The 17,422-nt window shown below is 75.6% G+C and carries 16 protein-coding genes; 5 read left to right on the top strand and 11 right to left on the bottom strand.

Annotation, left to right across the window (positions count from 1 at the left end; all coding sequences use genetic code 11):
- Positions 1-160: 160 nt before the first annotated feature.
- The gene (locus ACF08D_RS05130) at positions 161-661 is read left to right on the top strand and encodes a hypothetical protein (protein ID WP_392221218.1); all 501 of its coding nucleotides are present in this window, start codon (positions 161-163) and stop codon (positions 659-661) included.
- 18 nt (positions 662-679) lie between these two features.
- Here the strand turns inward: ACF08D_RS05130 and ACF08D_RS05125 are convergent, their stop codons facing one another.
- The 5 genes from ACF08D_RS05125 to ACF08D_RS05105 form a co-directional block, all read right to left on the bottom strand.
- Complete coding sequence (locus ACF08D_RS05125) at positions 680-901, bottom strand: DUF6296 family protein (RefSeq protein ID WP_392221124.1); 222 nt, start codon at positions 899-901, stop codon at positions 680-682.
- 55 nt (positions 902-956) lie between these two features.
- Positions 957-2,180: a sensor histidine kinase gene (locus tag ACF08D_RS05120; protein ID WP_392221123.1), complete on the bottom strand. Its 1,224-nt coding sequence runs from the start codon at positions 2,178-2,180 to the stop codon at positions 957-959.
- A complete protein-coding gene (locus ACF08D_RS05115) occupies positions 2,177-3,937 on the bottom strand; it encodes a cation acetate symporter (protein WP_392221122.1) in 1,761 nt (586 codons plus the stop codon). The genes ACF08D_RS05120 and ACF08D_RS05115 overlap by 4 nt, the downstream gene beginning before the upstream one ends.
- Positions 3,938-3,952: 15 nt before the next feature.
- The gene (locus ACF08D_RS05110; RefSeq protein ID WP_392221121.1) at positions 3,953-4,339 is read right to left on the bottom strand and encodes a hypothetical protein; all 387 of its coding nucleotides are present in this window, start codon (positions 4,337-4,339) and stop codon (positions 3,953-3,955) included.
- A gap of 181 nt (positions 4,340-4,520) precedes the next feature.
- Complete coding sequence (locus ACF08D_RS05105) at positions 4,521-5,264, bottom strand: LytR/AlgR family response regulator transcription factor (RefSeq protein ID WP_392221120.1); 744 nt, start codon at positions 5,262-5,264, stop codon at positions 4,521-4,523.
- Between the two features lie 146 nt (positions 5,265-5,410).
- Here ACF08D_RS05105 and ACF08D_RS05100 point away from each other — a divergent pair, with 146 nt between their 5' ends.
- On the top strand, positions 5,411-6,067 hold the full coding sequence (locus ACF08D_RS05100; RefSeq protein WP_392221119.1) for an anti-sigma factor family protein: 657 nt from the start codon (positions 5,411-5,413) through the stop codon (positions 6,065-6,067).
- Between the two features lie 29 nt (positions 6,068-6,096).
- On the opposite strand, the gene ACF08D_RS05095 is transcribed toward ACF08D_RS05100, so the two are convergent.
- The 4 genes from ACF08D_RS05095 to ACF08D_RS05080 all read right to left on the bottom strand — a co-directional run bounded on the left by ACF08D_RS05095 (position 6,097) and on the right by ACF08D_RS05080 (position 12,200).
- A complete protein-coding gene (locus ACF08D_RS05095) occupies positions 6,097-6,975 on the bottom strand; it encodes an Fpg/Nei family DNA glycosylase (protein WP_392221118.1) in 879 nt (292 codons plus the stop codon).
- A gap of 57 nt (positions 6,976-7,032) precedes the next feature.
- Positions 7,033-8,412, bottom strand: coding sequence for a wax ester/triacylglycerol synthase family O-acyltransferase (locus tag ACF08D_RS05090; RefSeq protein ID WP_392221117.1), 1,380 nt, complete (start codon positions 8,410-8,412; stop codon positions 7,033-7,035).
- Positions 8,413-8,646: 234 nt separating this feature from the next.
- The gene (locus ACF08D_RS05085; RefSeq protein ID WP_392221116.1) at positions 8,647-10,806 is read right to left on the bottom strand and encodes a SpoIIE family protein phosphatase; all 2,160 of its coding nucleotides are present in this window, start codon (positions 10,804-10,806) and stop codon (positions 8,647-8,649) included.
- Positions 10,807-10,856: 50 nt separating this feature from the next.
- Positions 10,857-12,200 carry a DUF6777 domain-containing protein gene (locus tag ACF08D_RS05080; protein ID WP_392221115.1) on the bottom strand — a complete coding sequence of 448 codons (1,344 nt, stop codon included), beginning with the start codon at positions 12,198-12,200 and terminating at the stop codon, positions 10,857-10,859.
- 154 nt (positions 12,201-12,354) lie between these two features.
- Here ACF08D_RS05080 and ACF08D_RS05075 point away from each other — a divergent pair, with 154 nt between their 5' ends.
- The 3 genes from ACF08D_RS05075 to ACF08D_RS05065 are packed head-to-tail and all read left to right on the top strand — an operon-like array spanning position 12,355 to position 15,279.
- Positions 12,355-13,314, top strand: coding sequence for a YndJ family protein (locus ACF08D_RS05075; protein ID WP_392221114.1), 960 nt, complete (start codon positions 12,355-12,357; stop codon positions 13,312-13,314).
- Entirely contained in the window at positions 13,311-13,844 is a 534-nt protein-coding gene (locus tag ACF08D_RS05070) for a DUF1990 family protein (protein ID WP_392221113.1), read from the top strand. The genes ACF08D_RS05075 and ACF08D_RS05070 overlap by 4 nt, the downstream gene beginning before the upstream one ends.
- A gap of 22 nt (positions 13,845-13,866) precedes the next feature.
- Positions 13,867-15,279 carry a lipase maturation factor family protein gene (locus ACF08D_RS05065; protein ID WP_392221112.1) on the top strand — a complete coding sequence of 471 codons (1,413 nt, stop codon included), beginning with the start codon at positions 13,867-13,869 and terminating at the stop codon, positions 15,277-15,279.
- Positions 15,280-15,441: 162 nt separating this feature from the next.
- Here the strand turns inward: ACF08D_RS05065 and ACF08D_RS05060 are convergent, their stop codons facing one another.
- Together ACF08D_RS05060 and ACF08D_RS05055 are read right to left on the bottom strand one after the other, a co-directional pair.
- Entirely contained in the window at positions 15,442-15,612 is a 171-nt protein-coding gene (locus tag ACF08D_RS05060) for a hypothetical protein (protein ID WP_392221111.1), read from the bottom strand.
- A 271-nt stretch (positions 15,613-15,883) separates the two neighbouring features.
- Positions 15,884-17,350 (bottom strand): SDR family NAD(P)-dependent oxidoreductase, encoded by a 1,467-nt coding sequence (locus tag ACF08D_RS05055; protein ID WP_392221110.1) that lies wholly within the window; start codon positions 17,348-17,350, stop codon positions 15,884-15,886.
- Positions 17,351-17,422 lie beyond the last annotated feature (72 nt).

Genomic DNA, 17,422 nt, shown 5'->3' with positions numbered 1-17,422 from the left:
TGTCACGGTCCGGGCCGGAATGTTGGCGACACCACACCGCCGAGTTGAGCAAACAGCGGTCCCGGGCCGTGCCTGACGGTAGAGGCTCGTGCCTGACGACGGCGGGCGCGCCGTCGCGTACCGCACGCACACGCAGGACGTCCGGGAGAAGGTGGGAACGTTGCGGCCCGAGAGCACGAACGGCACCGGCGGCGGGGGGCTGGCCGTCCCCATGGCGTGGCTGTGCGCCGAGTACGTCGCGGACGAACTGCTGAGAGCCGGCGGCCTGGTCGAACCCGGCTCGCTGGAGTACCTGGCGGGCCGCCGGACGCTCGCCCTGACCGTCTACCTCGGCGACGGCACCGACGGCTCGCCGGCCGCCGGCACCGGGGACCGGCTGGAGGAGTGGCTGACCCGCACCTCGCACGGCCACCCCTGGGAGGACTGGGTGCGCGAGCGGCTGGCCGGGCGCAGCGCGCGCGACGGCGACGGGGACGAGGGCCTGGCGCTCGCCCGGGAGACCTGGGAGCGGCTGGAGGGGACCCATCTGCTCGCCACCGACCTGGGCGCGCTGTCGGCGGGGCCGGCGTCCGGTGTGGTGGTCGACGAGTCGGAGGCGGTCTGGATGCCGTCCTGGCGGCTGGGGCTCCCGCTGGGGCACCTGGCGCTCCGGCTGTACTGAGCCGCCCCCGGCGGGCGCTCAGTGCGGCTGGACGGGCCGGGCGCGGACCCTCGGCGGCAGGTCCTGGTGCCCGCCGCTGGCGAGCATCCGCACCTCGCCCCGGTCGCTGATCTCCGCGAGGACGATGCCGGTGTCGTCCGCGTACACCGGGTGGCCGCCCGCCCCGGTGCGCTGGGTGCGGTGCACCCGCACCACGTCCTCGCGCCCGAAGTCCAGCTCGTAGTGCTCGTGTATCCGCATGGCTGCCTCCCGGTAGGTTCTCCGCCACGCACCCGCGTAGCCATACCGGGAGATTTCATTCCTTCACGGGCGCGGGCGGATCGCGGTGCACACCCGCGCGATACTTGGGAACACGGACGGTGACCTTCATGCCCGCGCCCACGCCGGTCTCGGCGACCAGGCCGTAGTCGTCCCCGTACACCTGGCGCAGCCGCTCGTCGACGTTGGACAGGCCGATGCCGGACGACGCGGGGCGCCGGCCGGACAGCAGGGCGCGCAGGGCGTCCGGCTCCATGCCGACGCCGTCGTCCTCGATGGTCACGACCGCCTCCGCGCCCGCGTCCTCGGCGGTGATCACCACCCGGCAGGTGGTGCGGGAGTCCTCCAGGCCGTGCTTGACGGCGTTCTCCACCAGCGGCTGGAGGCACAGGAACGGCAGCGTCACCGGCAGCACCTCGGGCGCCACCCGGAGCGTCACCTGGAGCCGGTCGCCGAACCGCGCGCCCGCCAGCGCCAGGTACTGCTCGATGGACCGCAGCTCGTCGGCGAGCTGGGTGAACTCGCCGTGCCGCCGGAATGAGTAGCGCGTGAAGTCGGCGAACTCCAGCAGCAGCTCACGCGCCCGCCCGGGGTCGGTGCGGACGAAGGAGGCGATCGCGGCGAGCGAGTTGAAGATGAAGTGTGGGGAGATCTGGGCGCGCAGGGCGCGGATCTCCGCCTCGATGAGCCGGGTGCGGGACCGGTCCAGCTCGGCCAGTTCGAGCTGGACGGAGACCCAGCGGGCGACCTCCGTCGCGGCCCGCGCGAGGACCGCGGACTCGCGCGAGCCGTACGCCACCAGGGCGCCGAGCACCCCTTCCTCGCCGGTCAGCGGGGCGATCACCGCCCAGCGCAGGGGGCAGCCCGGCTCGTCGCACACGGCCCGCACGCTCTGGCCCCGCCCGGAGTCCAGCAGCTCGGCGACCCGCTCCATCACCTGCGCCCGGTGGTGGTCGCCGCCGGGACCGTCCCAGGCGAGCACCCCGGTCCGGCCGGTGAGGCAGAGCGCCTCGGTGCCCAGCAGCGGGCGCAGCCCGCGGGCGGCCTTGCGGGCGGTGTCCTCGGTGAGCCCGGCGCGCAGCGGCGGGGCCGCGAGGGACGCGGTGTGCAGGGTGTGGAAGGTGGCGCGCTCCACGGGGGTGCCCAGGTCCGCGGCGTCCCGCCCGGCGCGGCGCGCGGTGAGCCGCCCGAGCGCGAACCCGGCGGTGAGCACGGCGGCGGCGAGCAGGACGGCCGCCGCGGCGAGCAGCGCCCCGTTCACCGGCCGGCCCCCTCGCGCCGGCCCGGCACCGGGGGCGCCGCGGCGGGCCGGCCGGCCGCCAGGTCCTCGGGCAGGTGCAGCCTGGCGAGGACGGCCGCGGTGCCGGGCGGCACCCGGCGCGGTGTGGCGAGCGAGACGCCCACCATGGTGAGGAAGCCCAGCGGCACCGACCACACGGCGGGCCAGGCCATCAGGGTGTGCGGCCAGCCCTCCGGGGCGAGCCCGGCGCGGGTCGCCATCACGGCCGTGAGCGCCGCCCCGCCGCCCGCCACCAGCCCGGCCATCGCGCCGGGCGGGGTGAGCCGCCGCCACCAGATGCCCAGCACCAGCAGGGGGCAGAACGAGGACGCCGAGACCGCGAACGCCAGGCCCACCGCGTCGGCGACCGGCACGTCGGTGGCCACCGTGCCGGCCGCCAGCGGGACGGCCACGGCGAGCACGGCGGCCAGCCGGAAGTGCCGCAGCCCCCGCGAGGGCAGCACGTCCTGGCTGAGCACCCCCGCGACCGACATGGTCAGCCCCGACGCGGTGGACAGGAACGCGGCGAACGCCCCGCCCGCGAGCAGCGCGCCCAGCAGCTCGCCCGCCGTGCCGCCCACCACCCGGTCGGGCAGCACCAGCACGGCGGCGTCGGCCGCGCCGGTCAGGGTGAGTTCGGGCGCGTAGACGCGGCCGAGCGCCCCGTACACCGGGGGCAGCAGGTAGAAGGCGCCGACCAGGCCCAGCACGGCGAGGGTGGTGCGGCGGGCGGTGCGCCCGTCGGGGCTGGTGTAGAAGCGCACGGCGACGTGCGGGAGGCCCATGGTGCCGAGGAAGGTGGCGAGGATCAGCCCGTAGGTGGCGTAGAGCCGGTGGCCGTCGCCCCCGCCCGCCAGCGGCTGCGACCAGCCGAGCGGGTCGTCGCCGCCGGGCGCCCGCTCCGGGACGTGCGCGCCCTCCGGCAGGCCCAGGGTGGTGCCGGCCTCGACCCGGTGCGCGCCCTCGGCGAGGGTGACCCGGTCCCCGTCGTACGCGGTGGAGTCCACCCGGCCGGTGACGGTGAGCGTGAGCGGGGCGGCGACGTCGACGCGTACGGTGTCGTCGACCCGGACGGTGGTGTGCTCCCGCAGCACGGCCGGGGCGTCGAACCGGGCGCGCGGGGTGCCGTCGCCCCACCAGGCGGCGACCAGGAACAGCGCCGGCACCAGCAGGGCGGTGAGCTTCAGCCAGTACTGGAACGCCTGGACGAAGGTGACGCTGCGCATGCCGCCCGCGGCGACCGCCCCCGTCACCACCACCGCCACCACCAGCCCGCCCACCCACTCGGGCGCGCCGGTGAGGATCTCCAGGGTCAGCCCGGCGCCCTGGAGCTGCGGCAGGAGGTACAGCCAGCCGATGCCGAGGACGAACAGCCCGGCCAGCCGGCGCGCGGCGGGCGACGCGAGCCGGGCCTCGGCGAAGTCGGGGAGGGTGTACGCGCCGGAGCGGCGCAGCGGCGCGGCCACCAGCACCAGCAGGACCAGGTATCCGGCGGTGTAGCCGACCGGGTACCAGAGCATCTCGGGGCCCTGGAGGAGGACCAGTCCCGCGATGCCGAGGAAGGAGGCGGCCGAGAGGTACTCGCCGCTGATGGCGGCGGCGTTGAGGCGCGGCCCCACGGTGCGGGAGGCGACGTAGAAGTCGGACGTCGTCCGTGAGACGCGCAGCCCGAGCGCGCCGATGAGCACGGTGGCGGCGACGACCGCGCCGACGGCGGCCACCGCGTAGGTCTGGTTCACGTGCGGCCCACCGGGTCAGCGGCCTTCCACCAGGCCGGTGAAGTCGCGCTCGTTGCGTTCGGCGCGGCGGACGTAGCGGCGGGCGATGAGCCAGAGCACGGGGTACGCGCCGACGCCCAGGGCCACCCAGACGAGGGGCCCGGCGTCGCCGCGGCCGAGGGCGGCGGGGAGGGTGAGCAGCAGCGGCAGCGAGCCGATGAGCAGGGCCAGGGCGGCGAGTGCCCGGAGGGCGGCCCGCAGCTGACTGCGCATCAGGGACCGGACGTAGGTGTGCCCGAGGGTGGTCTGCTCGGTGATCTCGGAGCGGGCGGGCGCGTGGCCGGGCGGGCGGCGGGTGGCGCGCGGCACTCCGGTGACCGTCTCGCGGCGCGGCCGGCGGGCGGCGGGGGGCTCTGCGGGCATCGGCGTCCGGGGTCGGCGGGCGGGAGGGGCCGGCGGGACGGCCGGTCCGGAGGGTGGAGTCTACGCAGAACCGTTTTCCGGGGGTAGCCCCCGGCGGCCGGGCCCCGGGGGGCGGCTCCCCGGCCGGGGCGTGGGTGCGCGGGGACGGCCCGTACCGCGCGCCGGGTGGCCGGCCGGCGGGTCAGCCGCGCGCCTGGCGCATCAGCAGCTCGCGCAGCTGGCGGGCGTGGCGCCGGCTCACGGCCAGCTCGGCGCTGCCGACCCGCACGGTGGTGGTGCCCGCGTCGAGGCGGATCTCGTCGATGCGGCGCAGGGCGACGAGGTGGCTGCGGTGGATGCGGACGAAGCCGCGCGGGGCCCACCGCTCCTCGAGCGTGGACAGCGGGACGCGGACCAGGTGGCTGCCCTCGTCGGTGTGCAGCCGGGCGTAGTCGCCGCGCGCCTCGACGTACGCGATGTCGTCGATGGACACGAACCGGGTGACGCCGCCGAGTTCGACCGGGATCTGCTCGGCCGCCCGGGGCGGGGCGGCGGGTTCGGCGAGGTCGCGGACGCGGCGTACCGCCTCCGCCAGGCGCTCCCTGCGGACCGGTTTGAGGACGTAGTCGACGGCCTTGAGGTCGAACGCCTGCAGCGCGAAGCCCTCGTGGGCGGTGACGAACACGATGAGCGGCGGCCGGGCGAAGCCGGCGATCAGCCGGGCGATGTCCAGTCCGGTCAGCCCGGCCATGTGGATGTCGAGGAAGACGACGTCGATGGCGTCCTCGCCGTCCGGTCCGGCCTCCAGCGCGCGGGCGATGCGGCGCAGTGCCTCGGTCCCGTCGGTGGCCCCCTCGGCGCTGCGCACCCGGGGGTCGGCGCGCAGCAGGTAGAGCAGCTCCTCGAGGGCGGGCTTCTCGTCGTCGACGGCCAGTACGCGCACCATGGAGCGGAGTGTAGGGGCGCGGCGATTGAGCGAGAAACAGCTCGGATGCGTACTGGTGGTCACAGGGACACCAGGCAGCGCCGGGGCTTCGGGGAAGCGCCCGGCACACGGACGCGCACGCGCCGCGCGGGAATGAGGACGACCCCATGAGTCTGCGGGAGCGGCATCACCATGTCGCCGCTTATGCGCTGGGTGTGCTGGAGCCCGCGGACGCCCTGGCGTGCGAGGAGCACCTGGCACGGTGCGCCGCCTGCGCGGCCGGTCTCGCGGACTTCGCGTTCACCGCGTCGGCGCTGGCCCAGCTCACGGACCGGGAACCGCTGCGGCCCCCGGGCCCGGCGCGGGTGCCGGGCGGCCCGGTGGGGCGGCGGCGCGGCCGGCGGCGGGCGGCGGGGGTGCCGGCGCGGCGGTGGCGGGTGCGGGCCGTCGGGGTGGCCGCGGCGCTGGCGGTGGCGGTGCCGGGTGCCGTGCTGCTGACGGCGCCCTCGCCGGGCGGCGGCGAGCCGGGCGTGCTGCGGGCGGCGGCGACGGACGCGGGCACCGGGGCGTCGGCCTCGGTGTCGCTGCGGGAGCGGGAGTGGGGCACCGAAGTGGCGCTGCGGGTGGCCGGGGTGAAGGGCCCGCACGTGTGCGAGCTGGTGGTGGTGGGCAAGGACGGCCGGTCGTGGCCGGTCATGACCTGGGCGACGGACCCGGGCGACGAGCCGTTCATGGAGGGCGGCACGGCGCTGCGGCCGGGCGAGATCGACCGGCTGGAGGTGCGGTCGGTGGAAGGCGAGCGGCTGGTGGCGGTACGGCCCTGACGCCCGCGCCGTGACCGCCGCCGCGGGAGCTACTTCAGGAGCCGGGAGAGGCGGCGGTCGGCCAGCGGCTTGCCGCCGGTCTGGCAGGTGGGGCAGTACTGGAGCGAGGAGTCGCTGAAGGACACCTCCCGGACGGTGTCGCCGCAGACGGGGCACGCCTCGCCGGTGCGGCCGTGGACGCGCAGCCCGCTCTTCTTCTCGGCCTTGAGCCGTCCGGCGGCGACCCCGTGCGAGCGCTCCACGGCGTCGGTGAGGGTGGTGCGCGTCGCCTCGTACAGCAGGGTCGTCTCGTCGTCGGTGAGGTTGCCCACCGGCTTGAAGGGGGACATCCGGGCGGCGTGCAGGATCTCGTCGCTGTAGGCGTTGCCGATGCCCGCGATCAGGCTCTGGTCGCGCAGGGCGCCCTTGACCTGGCGCCCCTTCGCGCCGGCGAGGAGGGCGGCGAAGGCGTCGCGGTCGAAGTCACCGGCGAGCGGGTCGGGGCCGAGGCGGGCGACGCCGGGGACGTCGGCGGGGTCACGGACGAGGTGGACGGCGAGGCGTTTGGTGGTGCCGGCCTCGGTGAGGTCGAAGCCGTCCCCGCCGGTGAGCGCGACGCGCAGCGCGAGCGGCCCCTTGCCGGGGCGCGGCGGCCCCGAGGGCAGGACGTCACGCCACTGGAGCCAGCCCGCCCGGGCGAGGTGGATCAGCAGGTGGAGCGGCTCGCCGCCCCGGCCGCCGGTCTCGATGTCGAGGAACTTGCCGTGCCGGCCGACGGCGGTGACGGTGCCGCCGTCGAGCGCGGCCAGCGGCGGGTCGTACGTCTTGAGGACGCTGATGGCGACCGGCAGGACGCGGGCGATCTCCTTGCCGGTCAGGTTCTCGTCGAGGAACGCGCGCAGGGCCTCGACCTCGGGCAGTTCGGGCATGCCTCCAGCCTGCCGCAGGGCCGCCCGGAACGCGCGGGGGCGGGGCCCGCCGTACGGTCAGTCCGGGTCGCCGGTGAGCTTGACCAGCCCGGCGAGTTCGTCGCCGATCGCGGTGGCGAGCCGGTCCACGTCCGGCAGCGCCTCGCCGTCGGCGACGAGCCCGATGTGGACGCGTCCGTCGTACGGGGACATCGCCACGGCCAGCGCCTGGCCGCGGGCGAGCGGGGCCATGGGGTGGAGGGCGCGCAGCGGGTGACCGCCCAGGGAGAGGCTGGAGCGCGGCAGCGGCACATTGGTGACCAGCACGTCGAACAGCATCCGGGCCGCGCCCTGGGCGAGCGGCGCGCCGAACCGGTGGGCGAGCGGCGGCAGCTGGTCGGCGAGCACGGTGAGGGCGCCGGCGCCCCGGGTGGGGCCCGCCGCCTTGTTGCGGTCCATGGCCCGGCGTACGGCGACCAGCCGGTTCAGCGGGTCGGGGTCGGAGACGGGCAGGTCCAGGAGGTACGCGGAGAAGGTGTTGCCGGGGCCGGGCGCGCCTCCGGGGCGGCGCCGGGAGACCGGGACGAGCGCGCGCGGGTCGTCGGCCGGCAGGTGGTCGCCGCGCTCCAGCATCCACTGGCGCAGCGCTCCGGCGACGACCGCGAGGAGGACGTCGTTGGCGGTGCCGCCCGTGGTCCGGCGGACCCGGCGGACCTCCTCCAGGTCCAGGTCGGCGGTGGCCAGGCGGCGCGTTCCGCTGGACCCGGCGGTGAGCGCGGGGGTGCCGGGCGGGTCGAGGCGGCCGGCCCGGACGACGGAGGCGCCGACGCCCAGCGCGCGGCCCAGCTCCTCGATCCGGTCGCGGGCGGCGTCCGCCAGTCCGGCGACCCGCGCGGGGCCGGGCAGCCAGGAGCGGGGCGGCACCGGGCGGGGGCGGCGGCCGGCCGGACGGGCGCCGGCGATCTCGTCGAAGATCCCGGCCCCGATGGCGACCGCCCGCATCCCGTCGGCGAGGGCGTGGTGCAGTTTGACGAGCACCGCGAACGGCCCGCCGGGCTCTCCGGTGAGCAGGTACATCTCCCAGGGCGGGAGCCCGCGTTCGAGGGGGCGTTCCATCAGTTCGGCGGCGGTCCGGGTGGCTTCGGCGGCGAAACCGCCGGGGTGGCCGCCGCCGGTGAGCGGGATGTGCCGGACGTGCCGGTCCACGTCGAAGTCCGGGTCGGCGCGCCAGGCGGCGCCGCCGACCGGGAGGAGGACGTCGCGCACCCGCATCCGCAGGCGCGGGACGGCCGCGGCGCGCCCGGCGAGCAGGGCGAGGATCTCCTCGGGCCCGCCGGGGCCGCCGGAGCGGCCGGGCCCGGGGTCGAAGCGGGCCAGGGCCCCCAGGTGCATGGGGTGGTCGGCCGTCTCCAGGTGCCAGAAGGCCAGGTCGAGAGGTGCCAGCAGCTCACTGCTCACGGGGTCCCCATGTCGTGCGGAGTGGTTCGGAAGGGTGCTCGGGCGTCCGGAGGGTACGGGCGTCCGGGATCGGGGGGTGTACGGCGGTGGGCGCGGCGCGCACCGGGAAGGGCGGCGGTACGGGCAGTCAATCGCCGCCGGTCGGTCACGGTCAAGCACGGCTTGTGCACGGATGGTCAACTTCTGGTTGCGGGGAGGTGTCCGGGCGCCGGGTGTCCCGGTCAGGGCCCGGGGTCAGGGCCCGGGGTCGCGGCGCTGGGTCCGGCGCCGGTCGCGGCCCCGGCGGCGGTCGCGGCCGTGGCTCTCGCGGCGGTCGGCGGCGGGGTCGCCGTCCGGCCCGGGGACGGTGAACTCGCACCAGACGCACTTCCCGGCGCCCCGTGACTCCACGCCCCAGGCGTCGGCCAGCCGGTCGACCAGCAGCAGGCCGCGGCCGGTGACGCCGGACAGGCCCGCCTCCCGGCGGCGCGGCAGGGCGCTGGAGCGGTCCTCGACCTCGACCCGCAGCCGCCGCCCCCGCCCGTCGGGCATCCGCAGGGTGACGATGGCCCCGCCGTCGGTGTGCAGCAGCGCGTTGGTCACCAGTTCGTCGGCGGCCAGCTCGATCTCGTCGGCCCGGTCGGCCGCGCCCCAGGACCGTACCGCCGCCCTGATCATGTGGCGGGCCGAGCGCAGCGCCTCGGGATCGCTCTGGGCGACGTGCTGCTGGAGCCGGGTCCCGCCGGCCGGGACCCGGCCGCCCCGGCGGCGCAGCAGCAGGACGGCCACGTCGTCGTCCCCGCCGCGCTCGTCGACCACGTCGCACAGGTGCTCGGCGAGGCGCTGGAGGTCCTGCGGACCGGTGCGCACCAGCTCCGCGACCCGGCGCGTCCCGTCGTCGAGGTCGGCGCCCGGCTGTTCGACGAGGCCGTCGGTGTAGAGCAGGAGGGCCTGTCCCGGTTCCAGCTCCAGCAGGCCCACCGGGTAGTCGAGCTGCCCGAACTCGGCGGACAGGCCCAGCGGCATCCCGCCCTGCACCGGCACCGGGCGGCAGCTCCCGTCGGTGTCGCGCAGCAGCGGGTCGACATGGCCGGCCCGGACGACCTGCACCACACCGGTCGCCAGGTCGGCCTCCAGGTAGGTGCAGGTGGCGAAGCGGTCGGTGTCCAGTTCGTACAGGAAGGAGGAGGCGCGCGCCATCACGGTGCCGGGGGTGTGGCCCTCGGCCGCGTACGCGCGCAGCACGATGCGGAGCTGGCCCATCACGGCGGCGGCGTGGGTGTCGTGGCCCTGGACGTCCCCGATGACGGCGCCGACCCGGCCGCCGGGCAGGGGGATGACGTCGTACCAGTCGCCGCCGATGTCGCGGCCGAGGCGGGCGGAGCGGTAGCGGACGGCGATCTGCGCGCCGGGCACCTCGGGGATGCGGCGCGGCAGCATGGCCTGCTGGAGGCTCTCGGCGAGGTCGTGCTCCTGGTCGAAGAGCATGGCCCGCTGGAGGCTCTGGGCGATGCTGCTGCCGAGGGCGACCAGGACGTTGCGATCCTCGGGCGGGAAACCGTCCTTGCCGCTGTAGAGCAGGCCGAGGGCGCCGATCGGCCGGGCCTGGGCGATCAGCGGCAGGTAGGCCGCCGCGGTGATGCCGAGCCCGCTGATGTGGGGCCAGAGGACGGGGTAGGAGGCGGCGAAGTCCTCGGGGGACTCGATGAAGCGGGGGGCGAGGGTGCGCACCACCTCGCTCATCGGGTACTGCTCGTCCACCCGGGTGTAGCGGGTGCCGGGGACGAAGGAGCCCCGGGGCCCGTCGGCGACGAGGTGGATGCGGCCGGCCTCCAGGAGACCCATGACCAGGCTGGTGGCGCCGAGGTGTTCCAGGCCGCGGGAGTCCTTCAGGACGTCGATCACGTCCTGGACGGTGCGGGCGTGGGCGAGGGCGGCGGTGGTGGACTCCACGACGCTCGTCTGGCGGCGGCGCTCCTCGTCGACCTCGCGCCGGGCGCTGGACTCGGCCAGCTCCATGGTGGCGTCGCGGACGATGCCGATGATGCGGCGGGGGCGGCCGGTCTCGTCGCGCCGGATGAAGCCCTGGGTGTGGGTCCAGCGCAGGTCGCCGTCGCGGGTGCGGACGCGGAAGTACGCGCCGTAGTGCGCTCCCCCACTCTTGAGGGCCTGCGCCACCATCCCGTCGAGCCGGACCGACTCGCTGGGCGGGACGCGGGAGGCGAGGCTCTCGGGCCGCCCGTCGTACTCGGTGACGTCCATCCCGAACACGTCGAGGGCGGTCCGGTCCATGTGCATGAGCCCTGTGTCGAGGTCCCAGTCGAAGCTGCCCATGCGGTTGAGGGCGAGGCTCTGATCCGGGTGGACGGGCCAGTCCTCGGGGAGCGACAGGGCATCCGCCGCCGGATCAACCATGGAGCCACTCTGTCATCATTTGTCCGCTTTTTCGACCGTGCGCCGGACCGTCAGCCGTCGGAGAACGCGGACTCGGGGCCCGCCTCGGCGACGATCTCGGGCAGGGCGTCGGGCACCGTCTCCGGGGCACCCTCGGGCACGGCATCCGGTGCAGGCTCGGGCTCGGGCACGGTTTCCGGGACGACCTCGGGCACGGCTCCGGACGGCGCGCCCTCCGCCTCCCCGGCGGCGTCCGGGAGGCCGCTGCCGTCGGCGGCGCCCGGCCCGTCCGGGACCGCCGGCTCGGCGGGCTGCGCGGGTTCGGCGGGTTCGGCGGGGCCCTCGGGCGTACGGGGCTCGGGCGCGTCCGGCACGACGGGCGCGTCGGTCGCGGGGTCGGCCGGGGGCGGCGGGGACGGGGGCGGTGTGGGGCAGCCGGGCGGGACCGTACCGCCGCCGTCGAGCGAGGTGGGGCAGTCGGCCGGGTCCACCGTCCCGGCCGCGCTCGGCGCCCGGGGCACGGCCGCGACGGCCAGGGGGCGGTCGCCGGGGGCGTAGCGGGGCGGCGAGGCGGGCCGCCGGTCGCGGGCGCCTCCGCCACCCATCAGGCGCTCGATCCAGGTGTTGTCGCGGAGGTCCACGATCAGCAGGCCGGTGACCACCTGCTCGGTGGGCGTGACGATCACGACCCGGCCGGGGTGGTGCCCCGCCCAGGGCTTCGCGGCAACGGCGGCACCGGCGCCCCCGGCGGCGGGGGCGGCTCCTCCCGCGCCCCGGTCGCCGCCGGACGGCCGGTCGAGGACCGGGGTGCGCAGCGGGCTGCCGGAGCGGCAGCGGACCCGGGGCGCGCCGTACGGGTCGACCAGTACGGCGGTGCCCGCCTGGAGGACGGCCTGGTGCGGCTCGGCGCCGCCGTCGCGGTAGTCGTGCGAGGTGACCCGGGTGTCGGCGCGCAGCTCCGCCGTGGTGAGGCCGCGCAGCCAGGGCGCGATGGCGGCCGGGCCGATGCCCGCCGCCCGGGCGAAGGCGCGCGCCAGGGTGTCGTTCTCGGTGAGGAGGCGGATCTGCCGCTCGACGTCGCAGCTGGGGACGGAGCGGGTGCCGCCGTAGAGGCCGGGCGCCGAGCCGACGACGGCGTACGGGCCCTCCGATCCGGGCAGTACGGCCGGCGGCGGCGCCGCGCGGGTGCCCTGGGCCCGGCGGACGGTGGACTCGGTGAAGGGGTGGGCGCCGCGTGCCCCCGCCGGTTCGAGGCGGGCCTCGCCCAGGTCGGTCACCGCGCGCGCCCCGGCCTCGCCGCGGCCGGCGTCGTCCTCGCCGCCGCAGCCGGTCAGGAGCCAGGCGGCCAGCAGCAGCGCGACCGGCGCCGCGAGGGCGGCGGCACCCGGGCGGCGGCGGGCTGTCGGTGAGCGCACGCGGTCCTCCTTCCGGTGGTTCCTGTCTGCCGGATCTTGCTCGGCCCCGCAACCGGAGGCGGCGCCCGACACCCTGCTTGAACACGTTCAAAAAAGCGTCTAGGCTCAGCCGCACGAAGAATTGAACACGTTCGAACGAGGGGGAGGGACACCGATGTCGGTACTGGTCGGCGTGATCGTCACGCTGGGCATGCTGGTGATCGTCCCGATGGGGCTCCGGCTGATGGACCTGCCCGGACTCGCCCGGCTGAGCCGGATGTGGCCGCTGTTCGCCGTACCGGGCGCCGTCTGTCTCTGGCTGCCGCGCGGGCTCCCGGCCGGGGCGCTCGCCGGGTGCTACGCGCTGGGCACCGTGCTGCTCGCCCTGCACATCCCGCGCCGGCTGCTCCGTACGGCGGGGGCCGGGCGCTCCTCCCCCGGCGGCCGGGACCGGCGGCACCCGGCCGAGCCGCCGGCCTCCGCCCTGCCGCCCGCCGCCGCCCCAGCGCCTGCCGTCCCGCCGGCCGCCACCCTTTCGCCCGCCGCGCCGCCGCCCGCCGTCCCGCCGGCCGCTGACGTCGCCGTGCTGACCGCGCTGGCCGGGCCCGCGATCGCCGCCCTCGCGCTGGTCGCCGAGCGGCTCGGGCACGGGCTGTTCGGCTTCGACCTGGAGATCCTGGCGCTGACCGTGCCGCACTTCCACTTCGCCGGATTCGCCGCCGCACTGGTCGCCGGCCTGGTCTGCCGCACGGTGGACCGGCCCGCCGCCCGGTTCGCCGCGTACAGCGTGCCCGCCGGAACGCTCCTCGTCCTCCTCGGCTACTTCCTGGACGACTGGGTGGAGCTGGCCGGGACACTGGTCCTGACGGCGGGCATGTGGACCGTCGCCCGGCTCACCTGGCGCGAGATCGCCCGCGCCCAGGACGACCCGGCCACCCGCGCCCTGCTCGCCGTCTCGGCCGCCGTCCTGGTGGCGACCATGCTGCTCGCCGTGAGCTGGGCGCTCGGCGAGGCGACCGGACTGCCCCACCCCACCCTGACCTGGATGGCCGCGACCCACGGCCTCGGCAACGCCCTCGGCTTCGCGCTCTGCTCGGTGCTGGCCTGGCGACGACTGAAGGAGACCCCGGCATGACGACAGGACCGGCCCCCGCCCCGCACGGCCGCTTCACCTACCCGGAGGTCGGCGCCACCCGGACCGCGCCGCTCCCGGCCGGCTACCACCACCTGCGCCACTCGACCCCGGTCGGCCACGGCCGGGACGCCTTCGAGGCGGCAGGCGCGGCGGTCACCACCTGGGCGCTGCACCGGAGGTCCGGCGCGCGGATCCGGACCGGGGCGGTACGGGCGGAGCCCGGCGCGCGGGTCGAGGTCGCCGCCGGGCTCGGGCCCTTCACGATCGCCGTCCCCTGCGAGGTGGTGTGGACGGCGTACGAGGCGGACCGGACCGGCTTCGCCTACGGGACCCTGCCCGGGCACCCGGAGTGCGGCGAGGAGTCGTTCGTGGTGGACCTGCGGGCGGACGGGAGCGTGTGGTTCACGGTGACGGCCTTCAGCCGCCCCGGCCGCTGGTACACCCGGCTCGCCGGCCCGGTCGTCCCGGTCCTCCAGCGCTGTTACGCCCGATGGCTGGGCCGGGTGCTGCGAAAGATCGCCACGGGGTGATCACGGGCCGATACTGGGACCGATGGAGTGGTTCTGGTTCACCTCGTCCGACTACTGGCTGAGCCGGCTGGTCTTCCAGCGGGCTCTCGCCGGGGTCTATCTCGTCGCCTTCGTCTGCGCCGCCCTGCAGTTCCGGGCGCTGATCGGCGAGCGGGGGATGCTCCCGGTCCCGGACCATCTGCGGCGCGTCCCGGCCCGGGCGGCGCCCGGCGTCTTCCGCCTGCACTACTCGGACCGGTTCTTCGCCCTGTGCGCCTGGACCGGGGCGGCACTGGCGCTCGCCCTGGCCGCCGGCGCGGGCGACGCGGTGCCGCTGGCGGTGGCCATGCTGCTGTGGGCGGTGCTCTGGGCGCTGTACCTGTCGATCGTCAACGTCGGGCAGACGTGGTACGGCTTCGGCTGGGAATCGCTGCTTCTGGAGACCGGCTTCCTCGCCGTCTTCCTCGGCAACGACGACACCGCGCCGCCCGTACTGATCCTCTTCCTGCTGCGCTGGCTGCTGTTCCGGGTGGAGTTCGGGGCGGGGCTGATCAAGCTGCGCGGGGACGCCTGCTGGCGCGATCTGACCTGCCTGTACTACCACCACGAGACCCAGCCGATGCCCGGGCCGCTCAGCTGGTTCTTCCACCACCTGCCCCGGCCGCTGCACCGGGTGGAGGCCGCGGCCAACCATGTGACGCAACTGGTGGTCCCGGTCCTCCTCTTCACCCCGCAGCCGGTGGCGAGCGCGGCGGCGGGCCTCGTCGTGCTGACGCAGCTCTGGCTGGTGCTGTCGGGCAACTTCTCCTGGCTGAACTGGATCACCATCGTCCTCGCGCTGCCGGCCGTGGACGGCTCCCTCGTCGCCACCCCGCCCGACCTGCCCGCTCCCCCGCTCTGGTACGGCGTGCTGGTGATCGCCGTCACCGCGCTGGTCCTGGTCCTCAGCCGGCGGCCCGTGCTCAACCTGTTCTCCCGGCACCAGGCGATGAACCGGTCCTTCGACCCGCTGCACCTGGTCAACACCTACGGGGCCTTCGGCTCGGTCGGCCGCGTCCGGCACGAGATCGTGATCGAGGGCACCGACGAGCCGGCCGTCCACCCGGGCACGGTGTGGCGGGAGTACGAGTTCCGGGGCAAGCCCGGCGACGTACGGCGGCTGCCCCGCCAGTTCGCCCCGTACCACCTGCGGCTGGACTGGATGATGTGGTTCGCTGCGCTCTCACCGGCGTACGCCCGCGGCTGGTTCGCGCCCTTCGTGGAGCGGCTGCTCGAAGGCGACCGGAACACGCTGCGGCTGCTGCGGCACAACCCCTTCCCGGACGCCCCGCCCCGGCACGTCCGGGCCCGGCTGTACCGCTACCGCTTCACCACCCCGGGCGAGCTGCGGGAGACGGGCGCCTGGTGGCACCGGACCTACGTCCGGGAGTTCCTGCCGCCCACCCGTCTGACCTGATCCGGCCGCGGGCCGCGGATCGCGTGCCGTGTGTCGCGGATCGCGGATCGCGTGTGGAGTGTCGCGTGTCCGGAACGGCGCGTGCCCCCCGCCGGCGGGCGGAGGGCACGGAGCGCGCGCGGGGTCGCGAGGACGGCGCCGTCGATCGCTTCCGGGACGGGATCAGTCGATACCGGGCAGGATGTGCGGCTCGGCGAGGTCGTCCTCGTAACCGGCCAGGCGGATCGGGGCGGAGCGGGCCCACACGTCGAGGCTGCCGAGGGTCTCGGGGCCGGCGGGCCGCTCCCCGGTATCGGACGGACGCTCTTCCTGCTGCATGAGTTCTGGTGTCACCGCGCACTCCTTCGTGTCGCGAACCTGTAAGGACATGGACTGCCGTTCGGTCGCGGTGGCGCCGGTACTCGGGCGGAAACGCAGCCTTGGTGGCAGGCTTGTCCCCGAGGTCCGCCCGCAGGGAATTTGTGAATCCCTGACGGCGGACCGTTCGCCCCAGGTTAACCAAATGAGCGGTTTTCCGCTCGATGGAACGCGTCACACAGTCTGATTCCGGACACGTCACCCGCTTCCGGTCAGGCGGCGGGTGATCTCCGTGCCGGCCGCGGTGTCACCACTTGGAGGGCGCGTAGTCCTTCAGGAAGCAGCCGTAGAGGTCCTCGCCCATCTCGCCGCGGACGATCGGGTCGTACACCCGGGCCGCGCCGTCGACCAGGTCGAGCGGGGCGTGGAACCCCGCCTCGGCGAGCCGCATCTTGTCCGGGTGCGGGCGCTCGTCGGTGATCCAGCCGGTGTCGACGGCGGTCATCAGGATGCGGTCGGCCTCGAACATCTCCTGGGCGCTGGTGCGCGTCAGCATGTTGAGCGCGGCCTTGGCCATGTTGGTGTGCGGGTGCCCGGCGCCCTTGTAGCCGCGGCTGAAGACGCCTTCCATCGCGGAGACGTTCACCACGTAGGTGCGCCGGGCCGGGGAGGCGGCCATGGACCGGCGGAGCCGGCTGATGAGGATGAACGGCGCGGTGGAGTTGCAGAGCTGCACCTCCAGCAGCTCGACCGGGTCGACCTCGGAGACGGTCTGGATCCAGCTGTTGGTGTCGTGCAGGTCGGGCACCAGACCGCCGGCGTCGATCGCCGTGCCGGCCGCGATCCGCGCCGGGGTGGCCGAGCCGCTCACCAGGGCGAGGTCCGTGACGTCCTGGGCGGTCAGCGTGTCCCCGCCGCGCGGCGAGGGCAGCGCGGCCATCGTCTCCACCGCGCCGCTGCCGAAGGTGCCGATAATCTCGGCGGGGGGCAGCTCGCCGGAGGGCAGCGGCCCCGACTCGGCGGCCACCAACTCGCTGTACGCCTGCGGGGAGCGGCGTACGGTCTGCGCGGCGTTGTTGATCAGGATGTCCAGCGGCCCCTCGGCGGCGACCGAGTCGGCGAGCGCGACGACCTGCGCCGGGTCGCGGAGGTCGATGCCGACGATCTTCAGCCGGTGGATCCACTCGTCGCTGTCCGGCATCGCCTTGAAGCGGCGGATCGCGTCGTTGGGGAAGCGGGTGGTGATGGTGGTGTGCGCGCCGTCGCGCAGGAGGCGCAGGGCGATGTACATGCCGATCTTGGCGCGTCCGCCGGTGAGCAGCGCACGGCGGCCGGTCAGGTCGGTGCGGGCGTCGCGGCGGGCGCGGTTCTCGGCGGCGCACTTCTGGCAGAGCTGGTGGTAGAAGGCGTCGACCTCGACGTACCGGCTCTTGCAGATGTAGCAGGACCGGGGGCGCTGGAGTATGCCGGCGATCTCCCCGGCGACGGAGGAGGAGGGCAGCAGGCCCTGGGTCTCGTCGTCGATCCGGTCGGCGGAGCCGGTGGCGGTGGCCTCGGTGACGGCCTTGTCGTGGGCGGTCTTCGCGGCCCGGCGCTCCTGGCGGCGGCGCTGCTTGACCGTACGGTAGATGCCGGCGGTGGCGCGGCGGACGGCGATGGCGTCCGGGTGGTCGACGTCGATCGTGTCGAGCTCCTCCAGGACGCTCAGGCAGACGGCCAGACGCTCGGGGTCGATGCCCGGCCCGTACGCCTGGTTCTCTTCAGTCACCGTCATGGCCGCTGCCGTTCCTCGATCACTCGTTTGCCGCGTTTACTTTTCAAGACTTCCAAAAGCAGCACTTTACGT

The organism is Streptomyces sp. NPDC015131, from assembly GCF_043079975.1.
In the GTDB taxonomy this organism is placed as follows: domain Bacteria; phylum Actinomycetota; class Actinomycetes; order Streptomycetales; family Streptomycetaceae; genus Streptomyces.
Note: the sequence above shows the minus strand (reverse complement) of the source record. Positions and strands in the feature narration are given on the sequence as shown.

What these genes read in the sequence shown, in the direction of transcription:
- ACF08D_RS05110 (WP_392221121.1), bottom strand. Translation starts at nt 4,339, where the DNA reads ATGCCCGCAGAGCCCCCCGCCGCCCGCCGGCCGCGCCGCGAGACGGTC.
- ACF08D_RS05075 (WP_392221114.1), top strand. Translation starts at nt 12,355, where the DNA reads ATGTCGGTACTGGTCGGCGTGATCGTCACGCTGGGCATGCTGGTGATC.
- ACF08D_RS05125 (WP_392221124.1), bottom strand. Translation starts at nt 901, where the DNA reads ATGCGGATACACGAGCACTACGAGCTGGACTTCGGGCGCGAGGACGTG.
- ACF08D_RS05095 (WP_392221118.1), bottom strand. Translation starts at nt 6,975, where the DNA reads ATGCCCGAACTGCCCGAGGTCGAGGCCCTGCGCGCGTTCCTCGACGAG.
- ACF08D_RS05100 (WP_392221119.1), top strand. Translation starts at nt 5,411, where the DNA reads ATGAGTCTGCGGGAGCGGCATCACCATGTCGCCGCTTATGCGCTGGGT.
- ACF08D_RS05065 (WP_392221112.1), top strand. Translation starts at nt 13,867, where the DNA reads ATGGAGTGGTTCTGGTTCACCTCGTCCGACTACTGGCTGAGCCGGCTG.
- ACF08D_RS05105 (WP_392221120.1), bottom strand. Translation starts at nt 5,264, where the DNA reads ATGGTGCGCGTACTGGCCGTCGACGACGAGAAGCCCGCCCTCGAGGAG.
- ACF08D_RS05070 (WP_392221113.1), top strand. Translation starts at nt 13,311, where the DNA reads ATGACGACAGGACCGGCCCCCGCCCCGCACGGCCGCTTCACCTACCCG.
- ACF08D_RS05055 (WP_392221110.1), bottom strand. Translation starts at nt 17,350, where the DNA reads ATGACGGTGACTGAAGAGAACCAGGCGTACGGGCCGGGCATCGACCCC.
- ACF08D_RS05085 (WP_392221116.1), bottom strand. Translation starts at nt 10,806, where the DNA reads ATGGTTGATCCGGCGGCGGATGCCCTGTCGCTCCCCGAGGACTGGCCC.